We start from the raw sequence: 18,627 nt of genomic DNA on the forward strand, positions 1-18,627 counted from the left end.
ACTGACATAAGGAACCGCCCCATGCCCACCCTGCATTTGCTCTGCGGCAAGATCGCCTCCGGCAAGTCCACGCTCGCCAAGACCCTCGCCACTGAGCACGCTGCCATTGTGCTCAGCGAAGACCACTGGCTCGCCACGCTTTACCCCGGTGAAATCCACGCCATTGCGGATTACATCAAATGCACCCAGCGCATTCGCGGCGTACTGGGCCCCTTGGTGATCAATGTGCTGCAGTCGGGCCTCAACGTGGTGCTGGATTTCCCCGCCAATACAGTGGCCAGTCGCGAATGGCTGCTGGGGTTGGCACACGCCGCCAAGGCCCGGCACTGCCTGCACTACCTGGAGCTGGATGACGCCACCTGTCGGGCCAGGCTGCATGCGCGCAACGCCCAGGGTGAGCACGACTTTGCCGCCACTGATGCTGAGTTTGATCTGATTACCCGCCATTTCAGTGTGCCGAGCGAGGCTGAAGGCCTGGTGATCGAGAGGCATCACCCATGAGCCCGGCGCAATCGCGCATCTGAGCGTTTGCCATGTGGCGCCAGATCGCCGACTTCATCAGGACTTGAAGCGCCCCACCAAGCCATTGAGTTCATCCGACAGCGTCGACAAGCGCCCCGAGTCATCCTGCGCCGAGTTGGCCAGGCTCTCTACCAGGCGCGCCTCGTCGTAGATCTGCTGGATATGCCGGTTGATCTCTTCGGCCACGCTGTGTTGTTCCTCGGCGGCGGCGGAGATCTGCAGGTTCTGGTCGCGGATCTCGTTCACCGACGTCTGGATACCTTCAAAGCTGTCCCGCGCACTTTCGATGGACGACACACTGGCCCGCGACAAGTCCAGGCAACTGCCCATCTTCTGGGTGACTTCCTGGGTCTTGTTTTCCAGGGTGCCGAGCAGTTGCTCGATCTCACCGGTGGAGTCGGACGTGCGCTTGGCCAGGGCACGCACTTCATCGGCCACCACGGCGAAACCCCGGCCCTGGTCGCCGGCACGGGCGGCCTCGATGGCGGCGTTGAGGGCCAGCAGGTTGGTCTGTTCGGCAATCGCACGGATGGTGCCGAGGATCTGGTTGATGCTGCGGCTGCCGGCTTCCAGCTCGACCATGGCCTGGGACGACTCAGTGAGCCGGCGCCCCAGGCGGTTGACGTTGTCGGTGGTGACTTCGATCTGCTGCTTGCCTTCGGCCACGCGACGGTGGCCATTCTCGGCGGACTCCGCGGCGCCGCTGCAGGAACGCGCGACTTCGTTGGCGGTAGCGACCATTTCATTGAACGCGGTGGACACCAATTCAACCGCTTCACGCTGGCGCCCGGCCGCCTCGTTCATGTTGTGCGCCACCTCGCTGTTGACCTTGGAGGCGTTGTGCAAATTGGCCGAGGCTGCGCCGATGTGCTGGATCAGTTGGCGGATCGCCGCGAGGAACTTGTTGAACCAGCCGGCCAGTTCGGCGGTTTCATCCTTGCCCTGTACGTGCAGTTCGTGGCGCAAGTCACCTTCGCCCTGGGCGATGGACTGCAACCCGGTGCTGACCTGGCCGATGGGCTTGACGATGACCTTGGAGAACGCCGCCGCGATCAGCCCGAAGATCAGCACCAGCACGCCGACGATGATCGCGGTGAGGTAGGTCATGCGCGTGGCTTCAGCCATGACTTCGCGGTGTTCGATCAGGCCGATGTAGCGCCAGCCGAGGCCGGGGGAGGTCCACACGTTGGCCATGTAGCGTACGCCGTCGATCACCACCTCGGTGGAGCCTTGGGGCGTGTCGGCCAATTGCGCATACGGCGCCCCCAGGTCCTTGAGCGGCTTGAAGCTGTGGGCAGCGTCACGCGGGTCCACCAGCACCACGCCGTCTTCGATCAGCATTACGTAGCCGCTTTCGCCCAGCTTGATGCTCTTGACCAGTTCGGTGAGGTTTTTCAGCGACACGCTGACCACGAACACGCCCTTGGCCTTGCCGTTCTCCAGCATCGCCCGGGCGGTGCCCACCAGTGCTACATCGTCCTTGTCATAGTAATAAGCCGGGGTGCGCACGGTCTTGCCGGGGCTGGCCATGGCCGCCTTGTACCAGGGGCGGGTGCGCGGGTCGTACTTGGCCAGTTGCGGGTCATCCGGCCATTTGGCGTAGGTGCCGTCTTCCAGGCCGATGGACAGGATCGCCGCCGCCGGGTGCGTGGCGCCGAAGCGCGCGAAGCGCTCGATCACCGCTTGCGCCTCGGCCGGCAGCGGCTGGCTGGCGGCATCGGCGGCCTGGTAGTTCTTTAGCGTGCTGACAGACGTGTATACAGGATCCGTTGCCATCTGATCGACGTTTTGCAACGTGCCATCGAAGAACTGGCGAATGTTGCCATCGATCTGGCGGATCTCCCGGGTACTGCCATCGATGAACTGATCCACCGCCTGGGTCCGTGTGTTCATGACCGAAATCACGGCCACCAGGCTTACCGGAATAAATGCAACGGAGACAAATGCGAGGACCAGCTTATTTTTTATTTTCATCGAGACGACCATCAGCGTGAAGGGCGGCCAAATCGCTGCGTTCCCTGATCAGGATTCAGGCGATTTGCTATCACTGCTGTTTCGGCCCGGTACTGGTAAATCTTTAGGGTTTTTTGTACACAATACAAAGTGCATATTGTTCTGTATCCAATCAGTACACATCACGCAGATAACGCTTCTGTTCGCTCAACTGCCGCCAGTACTCCACGGCGCCTTCCACGCCAAGCCCGCCGTGGGTTTGCGCGATCTGGCGCAAGGCCTGGTCGACGTCTTTGGCCATGTGGCTGGCATCGCCGCAGATGTACAGCCTGGCGCCCTCCTGTAGCCAGCGCCATAGCTCGGCACCCTGTTCGCGGATGCGGTCTTGCACATAGATCTTCTGCGTCTGATCGCGGGAGAACGCCAGGCTCAGGTGGGTGAGCAGGCCATCGCGCTGCATACCTTGCAACTCGTCCTGGTAATAGAAGTCGCTGGCGGCATGCTGTTCGCCGAAGAACAGCCAGTTGCGCCCCTGATGACCCAGCGCCCGGCGCTCCTGCAAGAACCCACGGAACGGCGCGATGCCAGTACCGGGGCCGATCATGATCATCGGCACCTCGCCGTCGCTGGGCGTGCGGAAGTGTTTCGACGGCTGCACGAACAGCGGCACTTCCCCGTCACCGGCGCGGTCGGCGAGGAAGGTCGACGACACGCCTTTGCGCTTGCCATAGCGCACGGCGGCCACGGTGAGGTGCACCTCCTGCGGGTAGGCCTTGGCGCTGGAGGCGATGGAGTACAAGCGTGGTTGCAGGCGCTTGAGGGTGCCTAGCAATTCATCCGCCGAGCATTCGATGGGGTATTCCTGCAGCACGTCCGCCAGTTGCCGGCCCCACAGCCAGTCATTGAGTTCGGCCTTGTGCTCGGGCTTGAGCAAGTGCTTGAGGCCTGGGTCGGCGCTGCGCTCGGCGATGAAGGCCAGGGTGTCGCTGCTGGGCCGGGCGATTTCAAAATGCTGGGTGAGAGCCTGTTGCAACGGCACATCGCCGAAGGTGTCGATGTTCACGCTGGCGTTGGCGCTCAGGCGGGTGAGGTCGAGCAGTTCGCTGACTAGTTCGGGGCAGTTGCGTGGCCGTATGCCCAGGGCATCCCCGGCTTCATAGGTCAGGCCGGAGTCGGCCAGGTCTAGGGCGAACTGGCGGGTTTCCTTGTGCGCGCTGTGCGGGTTGAGGTGGCGGTTGAGCAACAGGCGTGAGCCGTACAGCTTGGTTTTACCGGCGGGGGTGGCCGGTGCCATCGGCTTTGCCGGGTTGAGGGTCTGCTGGAACCGCGCCAGCCAGGCATCGGCGGCGGCTTCGAATTCAGTGTCGCAGTCCACCCGTTCCAGCAGGCGGGTTGCCCCCAGTTCCAGCAGGCGCCGGTCGAGTTGCTTGCCGTGGTTGCAGAACTGGTCGTAGTTCGGATCGCCCAAGGCCAATACCGCAAAACGCAACGACTCCAGGCGGGTCTCGGCGGTGCGCAGGCTGTGCCAGAAACCTTCGCCGTTGTCGGGCGGGTCGCCGTCGCCAAAGGTACTGCTGATCAGCGCCAGGGTGTGAGTGCTTGCCAGCTTGCTCGCGGGGAAGTCCGCCATCGCGCTCAGTTCCACGGTGATGCCTGTTTCGCGCAGGCGCTTGGCAAAGCGCTCGGCCAAGGCTTCGGCATTACCGGTCTGCGAGGCCCACAGCAGGGTGACCGCCGGGGAGGGCGCCGCGAGGGATTCTGCAGGACTGAACAAGCCGGCAAGCAAGCCGTTCAGCCAGAGGCGAGCGGCATCCGCCAGCGGTGCAGTTGCCGGCAGGGTCGGTACGCCAAAGCCCTGGCGTGCGGCGCTGGTGTGCAGGCCGCTGAGGAAACCGGCGAGGTAGGTGCGTTCGTCGTCGCTCAGGGCCGGTGGCGATAGGTGACGGATGCCATTGATGTCAGCGAAGGCGTCGAGGCGCGACATGGTGCTGTCCTCTGCTACGGGGGAAGGGCGGTCGAGGAACTGGTGGTCGATCAGCTCCACGCGGCTGAGGGCGACGGCGCAGCACTTGAACTCCGGCTGCAGGGAAATCGGGTCCACCGCATCATGGGTCACCGCGTTGATCGCCAGGTGTTCGCCGAACACGTCGTTCCAGTGGAACGGCGCAAAACAGTTGCCCGGCTGCACGCGGTCGGTGACCACGGCAGGCAGCACGGCGTGGCCGCGCCGGGAGCGTATTTCGACCCGGTCCTTGTCCTTGATGCCCAGGCGGGCAGCATCTTCGGGGTGCAGTTCGACGAAGGGGCCGGGGTTGAGTTTGTTCAGGGTGGCGACCTTGCCGGTCTTGGTCAGGGTGTGCCACTGGTGCTGCACGCGGCCGGTGTTGAGCACGAAGGGAAACGCGTCGTCAGGCATCTCGGCAGGCGGCATATGCGGGCGAGCGAAGAACCGCGCCTTGGCGTTTTCGGTGGCGAAGCTGAGGGTGCCGCCATGGCGGTAGCGGATCGGGTTGCGGTGCGCTGCGTCAACCGAAGCGCAGGGCCATTGCACCGGGTTTTCACGCAGGCGCGGGTAGCTGGCGCCACGAATGTCGTAGCCGGTCTTGGGGTTCCAGGCCTGTTTGATTTCTTCAAAAACCTCGGCGGCGCAGGCATAGGTGAAGGCCTCGGCAAAGCCCATCTCACAGGCGACCCGGGCGATGATCTGCCAGTCGGGCAGGGTCTCGCCGGGGGCGTCCACGGCTTTTTGCATGAGGGTCAGGTTGCGCTCGGAGTTGATCATCACGCCTTCGGCCTCGGCCCATAGCGCGCCGGGCAACAGGATGTCGGCGTAGCGGTTGGTCTCGGTGTCGAGGAAGGCGTCCTGGCTGATCACCAGTTCGGCGGTTTGCAGGCCGTTGATCACGGTTTGCCGGTTGGGCACGCTGGCCACCGGGTTGGTGCAGATGATCCAGCAAGCCTTAATCTGCCCAGCGGCCATCTGCTCGAACATCGCCACCGTGCCGCTGCCGGCCTGGCGCGGCAGGCTGTCGTGGGGGATTTGCCACAGGTCCTCGATAAAGGCGCGGTCTGCCTCGACGAGCACCGAGCGTTGTCCCGGCAGGCCCGGGCCCATGTAGCCCATGTCGCGCCCGCCCATCGCATTGGGTTGGCCAGTGAGGGAAAACGGCCCGCTGCCCGTGCGGCAGATGGCGCCGGTGGCCAGGTGCAGGTTGCACAGCGCGTTGGTGTTCCAGGTGCCGTGGGTGCTCTGGTTGAGGCCCATGGTCCAGCAGCTCATCCACTCGGCGGCCTGGCCGATCCAGTCGGCGGCTTGGCGGATATCGGCTTCGGCGAGGCCGGTGATGGCGGCGACGTGCTCGGGGCAATAGTCCTCCAGAAATGGCGGCATCGCTTCCCAGTCTTCGGTGAAGTCCGCGATGAAGGCAGGGTCGGTATGGCCGTTTTTCACCAGCAGGTGCAACAGGCCATTGAGCAGGGCCAGGTCGGTGCCCGGTTTTATGGGTAGGAACAGGTCGGCCTTGTCCGCCGTGGCGCTGCGCCGGGGGTCGACCACGATCAGTTTCGCCCCGGCCTTGACCCGGTCCATCATGCGCAGGAACAGGATGGGGTGACAGTCGGCCATGTTCGCGCCGATCACGAAGAACAGGTCGGCACGGTCGAAGTCTTCATAGGAGCCCGGCGGGCCGTCGGAACCGAGGGACAGTTTGTAGCCACTGCCGGCGCTGGCCATGCACAGGCGCGAATTGGACTCGATGTTGGCGGTGCGCACAAAGCCCTTGGCCAATTTGTTGATCAGGTACTGGGACTCCAGCGACATCTGCCCTGATACATAGAAGGCCAGCGCGTCCGGGCCGTGTGTGTCGAGGGTCTGGCGCAGGCGCCGGGCGGTTTCGCTGATGGCCTTGTCCATACCGAGGCGCACCGGGTCATGGTCGCGGGCCTGGCGCACATAGGCGTTCTCCATACGGCCCGACTCGGCGATGGCCTGGCCGCAGGTGGTGCCCTTGGTGCACAGGCGCCCGAAGTTGGTGGGATGGGCCTTGTCGCCGATCACCTTGACCACTTTATTGTGCTCGACCTGCAGGATGATGCCGCAGCCCACGCCACAATAGGGACACACACTGCGTATGTTTTGGTTGGCCATCTGAAACCCGTATAAACAAAAAAGGCGCCTTGTAACCCTCCGTTCAGAACGGGGGTTACACGGCGCCTTTGTCGTGAGAGGGCAGTCTGCGTTGACTGCCCGGTTGGAGTGTTCCTAGCAAGTCACGCGCCAGGTTTTTCCTGATGCAATTTGCTGGGTGAATGGGGTTGTTGTGGTGGCCGGGCTTTTTGTGGTGAGCGAGCTTGTTGTGGTGAGCGGGGCTGTTGTGGTGAGCGGGCTTGTTGTGGTGAGCGGGCTTGCCCCGCGTTGGGCTGCGAAGCAGCCCTGATCCAGACGCCGCGATCTTCCAGAAAGATCGCGGCGTTTACCTTTAGGGCCGCTACGCAGCCCAACGCGGGGCAAGCCCGCTCACCACAACAGCCCCACTCACCACAACAAGCCCCTCACCACAGGAGGAAGGGTTGTGCACTTTTATGACGCGAGGCGCACCAGTTGGAGGCGATTCTGCTCACGTTCATAGCCGTTGTTGAGCGCGTAATGCAGTAAGCGCGGGCCGGGTCTTCGCTTGGCACAGACCCTGCAAGCTCCCCTGCAACCCACCTCGGTCAACGACGATCGACAACCAGGGCAATAGCGGTGAATCCGGCGCAGTCGCCCGATCCAAACCCGCACAAGAACAGGCAAAGACGCCTGGAACCGCAAGGTTTCAGGCGTTTTTTTTTGCTTTTAAAACTGTGATGAGCTTTGTCAGGTGATTTATATGAACAGTCTCAAAACCCTGATCGTCGTCGGCAATGGCATGGTCGGCCACCACTGTGTGGCGCAACTGATCGAACGCGGCGCGCTGGATCACTACCGTTTGCATGTGTTCAGCGAGGAGCCGATGCGCGCCTATGACCGGGTGCATCTGTCCGAGTATTTCACCGGGCGCGATGCCGAGTCGCTGGCGCTGTCCGACGCTGCGCTGTACCAGACGCCGGGGGTGACCCTGCACCTGGGCGTGCCGGTGCTGGAGATCGACCGCGCCCGCTGTGAGGTGATCACCGCCGATGGCTGTGTCGCCTATGACAAGCTGGTGCTGGCCACCGGTTCCTACCCGTTCGTGCCGCCAATCGAAGGCGCCGAGGGCGACTCGCGCCTGGTGTATCGCACCCTGGAAGACCTGGATGCGATCCGCAAGGCCGCCGCCAATGCCCGACGCGGCGTGGTGGTAGGCGGTGGTCTGCTGGGCCTGGAAGCCGCCAACGCGCTGAAAAGCCTGGGCCTTGAAGCCCACGTGGTGGAATTCGCGCCGCGCCTGATGCCGGTGCAACTGGATGACTTCGGCGGCCTGGCGCTCAAGGCGCAGATCGAGCGGCTGGGCGTGGGCGTGCATTTGTCACGGGCGACCCAGTCGATCAGCGCCGGCGAGCAGTACCGCTACCGCATGAACTTTGCCAATGACGAATTCCTCGAAGCCGACCTGGTCGTGTTCTCCGCCGGCATCCGCGCCCAGGACGCACTGGCCCGCCAGGCCGGCCTGGACATCGGCCCGCGTGGCGGCGTGGTGATCAACGACGAATGCCTGAGCTGCGACCCGAATATCTACGCGATTGGCGAATGCGCTTCCTGGAACGGCAGCCTGTTTGGCCTGGTCGCGCCGGGCTACCAGATGGCTCGGGGCGTCGCCGCGCTGCTCTGCGCGCAAACCGCCGAGCCGTTTGTGGGCGCCGACATGTCGACCAAGCTCAAGTTACTTGGCGTTGACGTAGGTTCCATCGGCGATGCCCATGCCCACACGCCTGGCGCGCGCAGCTATCAATTCATCGACGAGGCTAGCGCGAGCTACCGCCGCCTGGTGGTGGATGCTTCGGGTAAGCAGGTGATCGGTGCGGTGCTGGTGGGCGACAACAGCTACTACGACACCCTGCTGCAATACATGCAGAACGGCATCGCGCTGCCGTCCGAACCGGCCAGCCTGATCCTGCCATCCACCAGCGGCGCACCCACCCTCGGCCCCGGTGCGCTGCCGGAATCGGCTACCGTGTGCTCTTGCCATAACGTGACCAAAGGTGCGATCTGCTCGGCCATCGACGGCGGTTGCAGCGACCTCGGCCTGCTCAAGTCCCAGACCAAGGCCTGCACCGGTTGCGGTGGCTGCGCCGGGTTGCTCAAGCAGGTGTTCGAACATGAACTGATTGCGCGTGGCGTGAGTGTCGACAAGAGCCTGTGCGAACACTTCGCCTACACCCGGCAGGAGCTGTACGCGCTGGTGCGTGTGGAAGGCATCATCACCTTCGACGAACTGCTGGCCAAGCACGGCCGTGGCCATACCGGTTGCGACGTGTGCAAGCCGGCGGTGGGTTCGATCCTGGCGTCGTGCTGGAACCAGCCGATCATGGACGCTTCCCTGGTGCCATTGCAGGACACCAACGATACGTTCATGGCCAACATGCAGAAAAACGGCACCTACTCGGTGGTGCCGCGTATTCCTGGCGGCGAGATCACCGCGGAAAAACTCATCGTGATCGGCGAGGTGGCGAAGAAATACGACCTCTACACCAAGATCACCGGCGGCCAGCGCATTGACCTGTTTGGCGCACAGCTTCACGAGTTGCCGGATATCTGGGGCGAGTTGATCGCGGCGGGTTTCGAGACCGGGCATGCGTATGGCAAGTCCACGCGTACGGTGAAGTCTTGCGTGGGCAGCACCTGGTGCCGCTACGGCGTGCAAGACAGCGTGAAAATGGCGCTGCTGATCGAGGATCGCTACAAGGGCCTGCGTTCGCCGCACAAGCTCAAGTTCGCGGTGTCCGGCTGCACCCGCGAGTGCGCCGAAGCCCAGAGCAAGGACGTGGGCGTGATCGCCACCGAGAAGGGCTGGAACCTCTACATCGCCGGCAACGGCGGCATGCGTCCGCGCCATGCGGAGCTGTTCGCCACCGACCTGGATGACGCCACGCTGATCCGCTACATCGACCGCTTTCTGATGTTCTATATCCGCACCGCCGACAAGTTGCAGCGCACCTCGGTGTGGCGCGAGAGCCTGGAAGGCGGCCTGGATTTCCTCAAGGACGTGATCCTGCACGACAGCCTGGGCCTGGGCGCCGAACTCGAAGCGCAGATGCAACTGGTGGTCGACCGCTACGAATGCGAGTGGGCCAACGCCCTCAAGGACCCGGAAAAACTCAAGCGCTTCCGCACCTTCGTCAACGACAAACGCCCCGACCCGGACATCCACTTCGTCCAGGAACGCGGCCAACGCCGGCCGATCATGGCTGCTGAACTCAACCTGATTGCCGTCACCGAGGAGATTGCCTGATGAGCCAAACCAATACCCAACGCCACCTGGCCACCTGGACACAGGTGTGCCGCGAGCAAGACCTGGTGCGCGACTCCGGCGTGGTGGTGTGGCTGGACGGCGCGCAAGTCGCGTTGTTCTACCTGCCGGGCGCGCACGCGCAGACGCTGTATGCCATCGACAATCACGACCCGGAGTCCGGGGCGAATGTGATCGGTCGCGGTTTGATCGGCAGCATCAAGGGCGACCTGGTGGTGGCGGCGCCCATCTACAAGCAGCATTACCGGCTGGAAGACGGGCAGTGCCTGGAGACCCCGGAGCAGCGGTTGCGGGTATGGCCGGTGCGGTTGAACGGCGGGGTGGTGGAATTGGCATTGGATTAATGCCGTGCGCAGGCTTGCTGAGGTGAACGGGCTTGTTGTGGCGAGCGGGCTTGCCACAGCAAACCAGCAAGTGGATGGCCTCAGGAAATCCCCTTCGTCGCACGCACGGAATCCTCCTTGATGTCCTCGGCAAACTTGCGCATCAACCGCACCAGATTGTCAAAATCGCCTTCCTCCCAGGTGGAGAAGATCGACACACCTATCCTCTCGCGTGCGTCATCGACGCGGTCGGTCATGGCCTTGCCTTTATCGGTGATCACTGACTCGCGCACGCGGCGGTCAAGTGCGCTTGCCTGGCGCGTAACCAGGCCCAGGTTCTCAAGTTTCGCCACCTGCCGGCTCACCGTGGTGTAGTCGCGGCCCACGCGGTCGGCCAGTTCAACCACGCCAATCGGGCCCAGGCGCTCCACCAGCACCAGCAACGGAAACAGGGCGCGGTCCAGGGAAATTCCGGCCTCGCGCACCATTGCCTCGTCGCGTTGCGGGCGGTTCATCACCCCGACGATTTCAACCAGCGAGCCATGCAGGTCACGCAGCTGGGCGGATATATGTGCGCTTTGCACATTTTTAATTGACACGGTGTTCGCCTCTCTTAATATGTGCGTATTGCACATATAGGTGATCCAGTATGAAAGCGCAATCGGCTGTCGATGTACTGATTTGTGGTGCCGGTGCCGCCGGCCTGACCTTGGCGATCGACCTGGCGAGAAGGGGCATCACCTTTCGCCTGATCGAAAAAAATCCCCGGCCTTTCCATGGCTCGCGTGGCAAGGGCATCCAGCCCAGGTCCCAGGAGGTCTTCGAAGACCTGGGGATTCTCGATCGCTTGATGGCGGTGGGTGGAGTCTATCCGACTGACCGGCGCTACCGCGACGACGGCAGCTACAGCGATGCCGATTTCAGCGCATCCACGGCGCCGACACCGGCCGAGCCCTACCAGCAACCCTTGATGGTCCCGCAGTTTCTGACGGAACAGCTGATGCGCGAGCGCCTGCTTGAGCTGGGCCACCGGCCTGAGTTCGGTTGTGAGCTGGTCGGCTTCGAACAGGACGCCGACGGTGTCACTGCCAGGCTGGCCGGCAAGGGCGGCGAAGCGAGCCTGCGTGCGCGCTGGCTGGTGGGCGCCGATGGCGGTCGCAGCTTCGTCCGGCCTGCGCTGGCTATCGGCTTCCCCGGCAAGACCCTGGGCGTGCGTGCACTGGTGGCGGATGGGGTGCTTACCGGCCTGACGCGTGAGGCCTGGCACCGCTTTGGCGAAGGCGACATGCAACGCCAGATTGCGATCTGCCCGCTGGCTGGCACCGATCTGTTCCAGCTTCAGGGCCCGATCCCAGCCGATGGCGACATCGACTTCAGCGCCGAAGGGCTCACCGCACTGATCGCCGAACGCACCGGGCGCGCCGATATCCAGGTGCACAGCGTGAGCTGGTCATCGGCCTACACCATGAATGCACGCCTGGCCGATCACTACCGCCGGGGGCGGGTGCTGCTGGTGGGCGACGCCGCGCATATCCACCCGCCCACCGGTGGTCAGGGCCTCAATACCAGTGTGCAGGACGCCTACAACCTCAGCTGGAAGCTGGCGGCGGTGGTGCAGGGCGCCCCTGAGGCGCTACTCGATACCTATGAAGAAGAGCGCCGGCCGGTGGCTGCCTCCGTGCTCGGTTTGTCCACCAGACTGCTGGGCGACATGCAGCACGGCGAACTGCGCCGGGGCAGGGAAGTGCATCAACTGGACATCGGCTACCCCGAGTCCTCATTGGCGTTGCAGCACCCCAAGCGTAACGGCGTTGCAGCGGGTGACCGCGCGCCGGACGCGCTGCTGCGAGGTGCCGCCGGGCAGGCGTTGCGGCTGTTCCATCTGTTCCAGGGTACGCACTGGACGCTGCTGGGGTATAGCGTCACGCGTGATTCAGTGCCCGCTTGGCCGGGCGTGCAGGTCCATATCGTTGGGCCTGAGGGAGATGTGATTGACGAGCAGGGTCAGTTTCAACGTGCCTACCAACTGGCGATTGGCGAGTGGGTGCTGGTGCGGCCTGATGGGTATATCGGCGCGATTGTTTCGTCAGCGAATATCGATGTGCTGGACGCTTACCTTCAGCGGGTTTTGCAGGGCGCACACGGTTGATGTTGCGGGTCGCGGTATGCAGGCAATGCGCATGGGTTGATTCCAGGGCTTGAGGTCGCGTTAAGATGCTGCCTGGACCTCATCTCGACCAAGGATTTTGCATGGCGCTTATCACCGAACGCGTGACGCAGGCCCGCAACGGCACCAACGACAAGGTCATCTGCCGCATGGCCTCGGGCTGGGCGGTGATGGGGGATGTGCAGTTCCTGCCCGGCTATTGCCTGTTGTTGCCGGACCCGGTGGTTGCCAGCCTCAATGACCTGGATACCGAGGCGCGTACCCTCTACCTGCTGGACATGGCGCGCCTGGGCGACGCGGTGTTGCAGGCCACCGGTGCACTGCGCATGAACTACGAGATCCTGGGCAATTCGGAGCCGGAACTGCACTGCCATTTGTTCCCGCGCTACGCCTCGGAGCCGGATGATAAACGCCGGATGCCAGCGTGGTTTTATGATTGGAAGAATGCGCTGCCTTACGCAGAAGACCCGCATGGGGAGCTGCGTAAGGCCATCGCACAACGCTTGAACGCCTGACGCGGTCAGCCCGCGATAGCGTAATCAAACCCACGTTTCAAGGAAGGCATAAAATAATGCGCGAGCGAAAGGCCGCACGGCTACTGGTGATCAGCCCCTCACACGCAGTGCTGCTGTTCAGATTCGTACATAAAGACGGGGCACTGGCCGGGCAAAATTACTGGGCGACCCCGGGCGGAGGTGTTGAGGCCGGAGAAACCTTCGAGGCGGCTGCGATACGTGAGCTGCGCGAAGAAACCGGCATAGAGGTAGAGGCCGTTGCAGCGCCTGTAGGGGATCGCCGCGTGACGTTGATGTTGCCCTGTGGCGAAACAGTGTTGGCCATCGAACAGTATTTTGTGGTTCAGGCGCCCAATGAGGCGCTGTCAAAAGCCGAATGGACTGTGCATGAGACACAGGTGATGGCCGACCATCGCTGGTGGTCCGCCGCTGAACTTCGAACAACAGAAGAAACGGTGTGGCCGGAGGGACTCTTGGAAATGCTTCAGGGTGCGGGCGTCAGCCCTTGAACGAATCGACTGGGACGGCAGGGGGCAAGCGCATCGAAGAGGGTGTTGTCCATGATCTCTTCACTGGCCAGCCGGCTCACCACGGGTGCCAGTACCACCCCCGGATGTATGGCGCACACGTAGACAGCACCGACAGTTGGTAGGTAGCCGATGATGGGGAGGCCATCCACGGGAATGGGGCGAAGCTCCACGTGGGTGATTGGCGGCCCGAGTGGGCCAAATGGTAGGCCAAGGATGCGCCGACGATACCCGCACCAATCACCACGATTCGCTTGCCGGTCTCATGCGTGATGCTCACAACCCACCCAGGATTTCAGTGGTCTCCAAAACCTTGGCATAATCCATCGCCAGGTTGCTCAGCGACAGCGCATGCACATCCTCGGCTGGCCACGGGCGCCCGGACAAATCGGTCTGGTCGAAGGTGTAGCAGGCGTCGGCAACCACAGTCACCTCAAACCCCAGGTTGCCGCCCGAACGTGCCGTGGACTCGACCGAGTTGTTGGTGATCACGCCGACGATCACCAGTTGGTGGATCCCGCGCGCATGCAACCAGCGCTCCAGACCCGTGGCTGTGAAGGCATCCGGGACGTTCTTCTCCACCACATGTTCATGCGCCAGCGGTTGCAGCGCCGGCTGGAACTCGCAACCCGGTTGGCCGGGCCAGAACACCGAGTCGGGCGAGCGGGACATGTGGCGGATGTGCACCACCGTGCGGTTGGACTGCCGCCACGCGTGCAGCAGGCGCTGTATCTGCGCTTCGGCACTGGGGTTGTTGCGGCGTCCCAGCTTCGGCTGGTTCATGCCTTGCTGCATGTCGATGATCAGCAGTGCGGCGTTGCTGGCTAACGGTGGCATAGCGCTTCCCTTTGCTTGTGAGGTTCGCAACATATCAGCCAATGTGTGCGCCCAGACAGCGATTTGTTCGAAGCCGGATAGCCACCTCGCCACCCGGCGAATATAAACGGTCATGAGGCATGGGTTTACTTGACGAACATCGTCTGAACAAGGAATACCGATATGATCCGCAAGGCATTACCCGACGACGCAAGGGCCATTGCCCAAGTGCATATCAGCAGTTGGCAGGACGCCTACCGTGACCTGATGCCTGCCGAGTATTTGAGCGGGTTGCAAGCGACCCTGGCGCAGCGTGAATCCTTCTGGATGCACTCGATTGAGTCGGACGAGCCCAAGGTTTGGGTCGCGGAGGTGGACGGACAGGTGGTCGGTTGGATATCGGTCGGTGCCAGCCGTGACGAGGAGGCTGCGGGTGCCAACACCGGTGAGGTCATGGCCATCTATGTGTTGGCCGGGTACTGGCAAACAGGCGTGGGGCTGGCGTTGTGGACGGCCGGCGTTGAGTATCTGAGCGAGCAGGGCTATCAGGGTCTGACGCTTTGGGTGTTGAGCCTTAATGAACGAGCTATACGGTTTTATCGCCGGGCGGGCTGTGTCGCGGAGCCAGGCACTGAGCGCAACCTCGTGAGGGGCGGTGCAACACTGGAAGAAGTCAGGTATCGGTTGGTTTTTGCTGCATCATACGGAGTACACCCTGAGGTCAGTCATTGAGTAGTCAAGAAGTGAAATACCCTTCGTTCGAAAACAGATCAAGAAAGATCGCGATCACGTTGGTCGCGTTTGCGCTGCTTGGGGGGTGGATCGTTTATATGCTCTGGGCGTCGCGTATCGGCCTGCGGACCGTTTTGATGCCGTCGATCCCTGAGTGGACGACCTATATCGCTATCGGTTGTGTCGTTGGACTGGTTTTCGCTTGCAGGGGCGTCTTGCGTGGCGGGGGCGGGAGAACACTGAAAAGCGCCATGGACGCTTTTTTCGGCTGGTTTTGCGTCGGTTTTGCTTGCTCCATACAAGGGTATGATGTCGCTGCTTATTTATTGCCGGGAGATACCATTCACTATGAGTCAGCCTATGAAATCTCTTTCCCAGGGCCCGTGTTGGGAAAGCTGAGCCGTTGTGAGGCCGGCGTGTGGATCAAGGATGTGACTACCGAGCGCTGGATTCAACTGTGCACGAATAAAGCGGATTTGAATGATCAGATACAGCGGGGCATGACGGCGGTGCGGGTAACGGCCCACGCTAACAAGATCGGTTCTTACATCGTTGGGTATCAATTTATTTATCAATAAAGCCATGCTCTGAAGGGGCTATCTTCTGGACGTGTAGTGAGTGTATGGCTCGCTACACGCAAGGCTGGCCTTCGTTGCACAGACAGGCGCCAGGCTGTTATCGGGCGCCGTCTGGTGCCGAGGAGCCGACGACCTAGCTGGCGATCACTTTGCACCAGGCACCTGCATCAGTTGGCGGCATCCTCAGTCCTTACAACAGGTTTGACGGCAGAACCGACCACCGACTCACGCAGCGACCAGCGTCCGTTGAGTACGGCGTACCCCCCCAGGCCAATCAACAATCCCCAGAACGCCCCACCGATGCCAAACACCGTGATGTTGGCGGCGCAGGCCAGGAAGGTGATCAGTGACGCTTCGCGGGATTGACTGTCAGCCATGGCGCTGGCGATGCTGGCGCCGATCGCGCCCAGCAAGGCCAGGCCGGCCAGGGTCGTGATGAACGTTGCCGGGAGCACCATGAACACCGCTGCAAGGGTGACCCCGAAAATCCCGATCACGAGGTAGCACACGCCCGCTGCAACCCCGGCGATCCAGCGCTTGGACGGATCTTGCGCAGCTTCCTTGCCGGTGCAAATGGCGGCCGTAATCGCCGCGAGGTTAAACGCGTGGGAACCGAAGGGCGCCATGAGCAATGAGCCCAGCCCGGTCACGGTCAACACAGGATTGGCGCTGGTGCTGAAGCCATCGTTGCGAAGCACCAGCATGCCTGGCATGTACTGGCCCGTCAGGGTGATCAGGAACAACGGCAAGGCGACGCTGAGCAGCGCATTCAACGAGAACTCTGGCCGGGTAAAGACGGGTACCGCGAACTGCAACGCCAGCCCTGAAAAATCCACGCGCCCCTGGGTCAGCAAAAAACCCATCCCCAGCACCAGAATGCCCACCACCGCGTAGCGTGCGGTAAAGCGCTTGAGTACCACGTAAGCGGTAATCAGCAGCCCGACCAATACCGGGTCGACGCTCATGCCGCCGAACGCGCCGATACCGAATTTCAGCAGGATACCGGCCAACAACCCTGCGGCCACGCCAGGGGGAATCAGGCGGATGACTTTTTCGAACTGCCCTGACAAACCCAGCAGCACGAAGGCGGCCGCGGAAAGGATGTACGCCCCAATCGCTTCGGCATAGGGGGTGGTCCCGAGTGCGACCACCAGAAACGCCGCCGCAGGTGTCGACCAGGCGGTAATGATCGGCTCACGGGTCAGCCAGCTGAGAGTGAGCCCGGTAATGCCCACGCCGATGGACACCGACCACACCCACGAAGCCGTCAGCTCAGGGCTCAGCCCGGCGACCTTGGCGGCCTGGAAAATCAGAATGAACGTGCCGCCATAGTTGACGATGACCGAAACCAACCCTGCGACAATCGGGTGGAAAAGGTCGCGTAGTCGAATGGGCGAGTGGGCGTTGGAAGAGGCCATGTTGCTTTGCTCCTTGCAAAGTCAGGTGCTTGGTGGAGGCGCCATTTATAGGCTTGAAATGGTATGTTTCGCCCCTACACTTTTGCGGAGTCAACCAGACCACATGGCAAAAACCTTCGAGTTGGATACGCTGAAAATGCGACTCGACGATGCCGAGCTCAAGCTGTTGGATCTGAACCATCGGATTCAGCGCGCGCTGCGGGCGTTGATCCTCGATGGCGCCCTTGATCCCGGTCTGAAGTTACCTTCTACCCGGACCTTGGCGAAGTCACTCGGCGTTGCGCGCGACACGGTGGAGAACGCTTATGTGCAATTGCATCGCGATGGCTTCATCGTGCGGCGTGAGGGGGCGGGCAGCTACGTGTGCGACGCGCTTGGCACCCAACTGCATGGCGCAGCACGCAGGCGTAGCAAACCCCAAGACATGAACCACCGGGAGGAGGTGCCAAGGGCGGGATTGAGCCTGCGCGGGCGGATGATTTTCAACAGTGGTGGCGTCACTGACCAGCAGGCGGTCACTGCGTTTGCCACCGGCCTGCCGGAAACCCGCACCTTCCCCATCGACGTGTGGGAGCGCCTGCAACGCCAGGTCATGAAGGACCATCGCGCCAACGTGTTACTGCATGGCGACCCCCAGGGCGCCGCGCCGCTGCGCAAGGCCATCGCCACCTACTTGAACCTTGAGCGCGGGGCCCAGTGCTCCCCGGACCAGATCCTGGTGTTGAGCAGTACGCGCCAGGCGCTGTTCCTGTGTGCGTTGTTACTGGTGGACGCCGGTCAATCGATCCTGCTGGAAAATCCGGGCTATTTCGGTGCCAGGAAAGCCTTTGAAGCGGCGCAAGCCAAGGTCGTCGGCATTGACGTCGATGAACTGGGCATCCGCACGCAATTGCTGCGGGCGGATCGTAGCGGTGCCAACTGCGTGTATGTCACACCGTCTCATCAATACCCCACGGGAGCGACGTTGCCGCTGGAGCGCCGACTAGAGCTGATCAACTGGGCGGCGGAGCAGGGCAGGTGGATCATCGAAGACGACTACGACAGCGAGTTTCACTACGACGGGCATCCGACCGCCTGCGTGCAAGGCCTGGACAAGCACCGGCGCACGATCTACCTGGGCACCTTCAGCAAGACGCTCTACCCGGGGCTGCGAATGGGCTACATGATACTGCCCCATGAGTTGGTCAAGACCTTTACTTACGCGCGCAGCATCATGGATGGCCACACACCGCAAGTCTTGCAACTGACACTGGCGCGCTTTATGGAAGATGGCCATTACAACGCCCATGTCCGCGCCATGCGCAAACTCTATGCTGCACGCCGAACCGCCACACTCGATGCGATTGGCAAGCACCTGGACGGGATAGTCACCGCGCTGCGCCCCCAAGGCGGGCTGCAGATCCCTTGTCTGCTTGCCGAGGGTTGGTCGGAAGAAAAAACCATTCGCCAGGCGGCGAGCGCGAATGTGCAGCTTTCTGGGCTGAGCCGGTTGTACGCTGGCGATAAGAAGACACAGGGTTGGCTGTTGGGGTATGCGTCCTTGACTGCTCATGAGATCGAAACGGCGATGGTGCGGCTGGCGAATGCGTTGAGAACACACTAGAAAAGGGGCATTTCCAATGTCGCTTGATTCTGCGCAATCTGGAGTG

The 18,627-nt window shown here is 62.3% G+C and carries 14 protein-coding genes and 1 pseudogene; 9 read left to right on the forward strand and 6 right to left on the reverse strand.

Features of this window, described 5'->3' with window-relative positions; all coding sequences use genetic code 11:
• Positions 1–21 precede the first annotated feature (21 nt).
• Positions 22–501 (forward strand): ATP-binding protein, encoded by a 480-nt coding sequence (locus M2497_RS14935; RefSeq protein ID WP_248481261.1) that lies wholly within the window; start codon positions 22–24, stop codon positions 499–501.
• Between the two features lie 57 nt (positions 502–558).
• Here the strand turns inward: M2497_RS14935 and M2497_RS14940 are convergent, their stop codons facing one another.
• Both M2497_RS14940 and M2497_RS14945 read right to left on the reverse strand, forming a co-directional pair.
• Positions 559–2,496 carry a methyl-accepting chemotaxis protein gene (locus M2497_RS14940; protein WP_248481262.1) on the reverse strand — a complete coding sequence of 646 codons (1,938 nt, stop codon included), beginning with the start codon at positions 2,494–2,496 and terminating at the stop codon, positions 559–561.
• Positions 2,497–2,647: 151 nt separating this feature from the next.
• Positions 2,648–6,622: a bifunctional nitrate reductase/sulfite reductase flavoprotein subunit alpha gene (locus M2497_RS14945; RefSeq protein WP_248481265.1), complete on the reverse strand. Its 3,975-nt coding sequence runs from the start codon at positions 6,620–6,622 to the stop codon at positions 2,648–2,650.
• Between the two features lie 721 nt (positions 6,623–7,343).
• Between M2497_RS14945 and nirB the strand changes: the two genes are divergently transcribed.
• Together nirB and nirD are read left to right on the forward strand one after the other, a co-directional pair.
• Entirely contained in the window at positions 7,344–9,884 is a 2,541-nt protein-coding gene (gene nirB / locus M2497_RS14950) for a nitrite reductase large subunit NirB (protein WP_248481268.1), read from the forward strand.
• On the forward strand, positions 9,884–10,246 hold the full coding sequence (gene nirD / locus M2497_RS14955) for a nitrite reductase small subunit NirD (RefSeq protein ID WP_248481270.1): 363 nt from the start codon (positions 9,884–9,886) through the stop codon (positions 10,244–10,246). The genes nirB and nirD overlap by 1 nt, the downstream gene beginning before the upstream one ends.
• Before the next feature lie 80 nt (positions 10,247–10,326).
• On the opposite strand, the gene M2497_RS14960 is transcribed toward nirD, so the two are convergent.
• Positions 10,327–10,824, reverse strand: coding sequence for a MarR family winged helix-turn-helix transcriptional regulator (locus M2497_RS14960; protein ID WP_248481273.1), 498 nt, complete (start codon positions 10,822–10,824; stop codon positions 10,327–10,329).
• Positions 10,825–10,874: 50 nt separating this feature from the next.
• Here M2497_RS14960 and M2497_RS14965 point away from each other — a divergent pair, with 50 nt between their 5' ends.
• The 3 genes from M2497_RS14965 to M2497_RS14975 all read left to right on the forward strand — a co-directional run bounded on the left by M2497_RS14965 (position 10,875) and on the right by M2497_RS14975 (position 13,416).
• Positions 10,875–12,374: an FAD-dependent oxidoreductase gene (locus M2497_RS14965; protein ID WP_248481275.1), complete on the forward strand. Its 1,500-nt coding sequence runs from the start codon at positions 10,875–10,877 to the stop codon at positions 12,372–12,374.
• Between the two features lie 101 nt (positions 12,375–12,475).
• Positions 12,476–12,907, forward strand: a complete 432-nt coding sequence (locus tag M2497_RS14970) for an HIT domain-containing protein (protein WP_248481277.1) — start codon at positions 12,476–12,478, stop codon at positions 12,905–12,907.
• 56 nt (positions 12,908–12,963) lie between these two features.
• The gene (locus tag M2497_RS14975; RefSeq protein WP_248481278.1) at positions 12,964–13,416 is read left to right on the forward strand and encodes an NUDIX domain-containing protein; all 453 of its coding nucleotides are present in this window, start codon (positions 12,964–12,966) and stop codon (positions 13,414–13,416) included.
• On the opposite strand, the pseudogene M2497_RS14980 reads toward M2497_RS14975, so the two are convergent.
• Together M2497_RS14980 and M2497_RS14985 are read right to left on the reverse strand one after the other, a co-directional pair.
• Positions 13,392–13,607: pseudogene (locus M2497_RS14980) on the reverse strand (FAD-binding oxidoreductase); the annotation flags it as partial. The gene M2497_RS14975 and the pseudogene M2497_RS14980 sit on opposite strands and share 25 nt — an antisense overlap.
• A gap of 103 nt (positions 13,608–13,710) precedes the next feature.
• Positions 13,711–14,271, reverse strand: coding sequence for a cysteine hydrolase family protein (locus M2497_RS14985; protein ID WP_248481279.1), 561 nt, complete (start codon positions 14,269–14,271; stop codon positions 13,711–13,713).
• A 162-nt stretch (positions 14,272–14,433) separates the two neighbouring features.
• Between M2497_RS14985 and M2497_RS14990 the strand changes: the two genes are divergently transcribed.
• Positions 14,434–14,982, forward strand: a complete 549-nt coding sequence (locus M2497_RS14990; RefSeq protein ID WP_248481280.1) for a GNAT family N-acetyltransferase — start codon at positions 14,434–14,436, stop codon at positions 14,980–14,982.
• Complete coding sequence (locus M2497_RS14995; RefSeq protein WP_248481281.1) at positions 14,979–15,560, forward strand: hypothetical protein; 582 nt, start codon at positions 14,979–14,981, stop codon at positions 15,558–15,560. The genes M2497_RS14990 and M2497_RS14995 overlap by 4 nt, the downstream gene beginning before the upstream one ends.
• A gap of 167 nt (positions 15,561–15,727) precedes the next feature.
• Here M2497_RS14995 and M2497_RS15000 read toward each other — a convergent pair whose 3' ends face one another.
• Positions 15,728–16,978 (reverse strand): benzoate/H(+) symporter BenE family transporter, encoded by a 1,251-nt coding sequence (locus M2497_RS15000; protein ID WP_248481282.1) that lies wholly within the window; start codon positions 16,976–16,978, stop codon positions 15,728–15,730.
• 103 nt (positions 16,979–17,081) lie between these two features.
• Between M2497_RS15000 and M2497_RS15005 the strand changes: the two genes are divergently transcribed.
• Complete coding sequence (locus tag M2497_RS15005) at positions 17,082–18,581, forward strand: PLP-dependent aminotransferase family protein (protein WP_248481284.1); 1,500 nt, start codon at positions 17,082–17,084, stop codon at positions 18,579–18,581.
• The last annotated feature ends 46 nt before the right edge of the window (positions 18,582–18,627 follow it).

Origin of the sequence: Pseudomonas sp. CYM-20-01, assembly GCF_023169845.1 — a bacterium.
GTDB lineage: Bacteria > Pseudomonadota > Gammaproteobacteria > Pseudomonadales > Pseudomonadaceae > Aquipseudomonas > Aquipseudomonas azotoformans.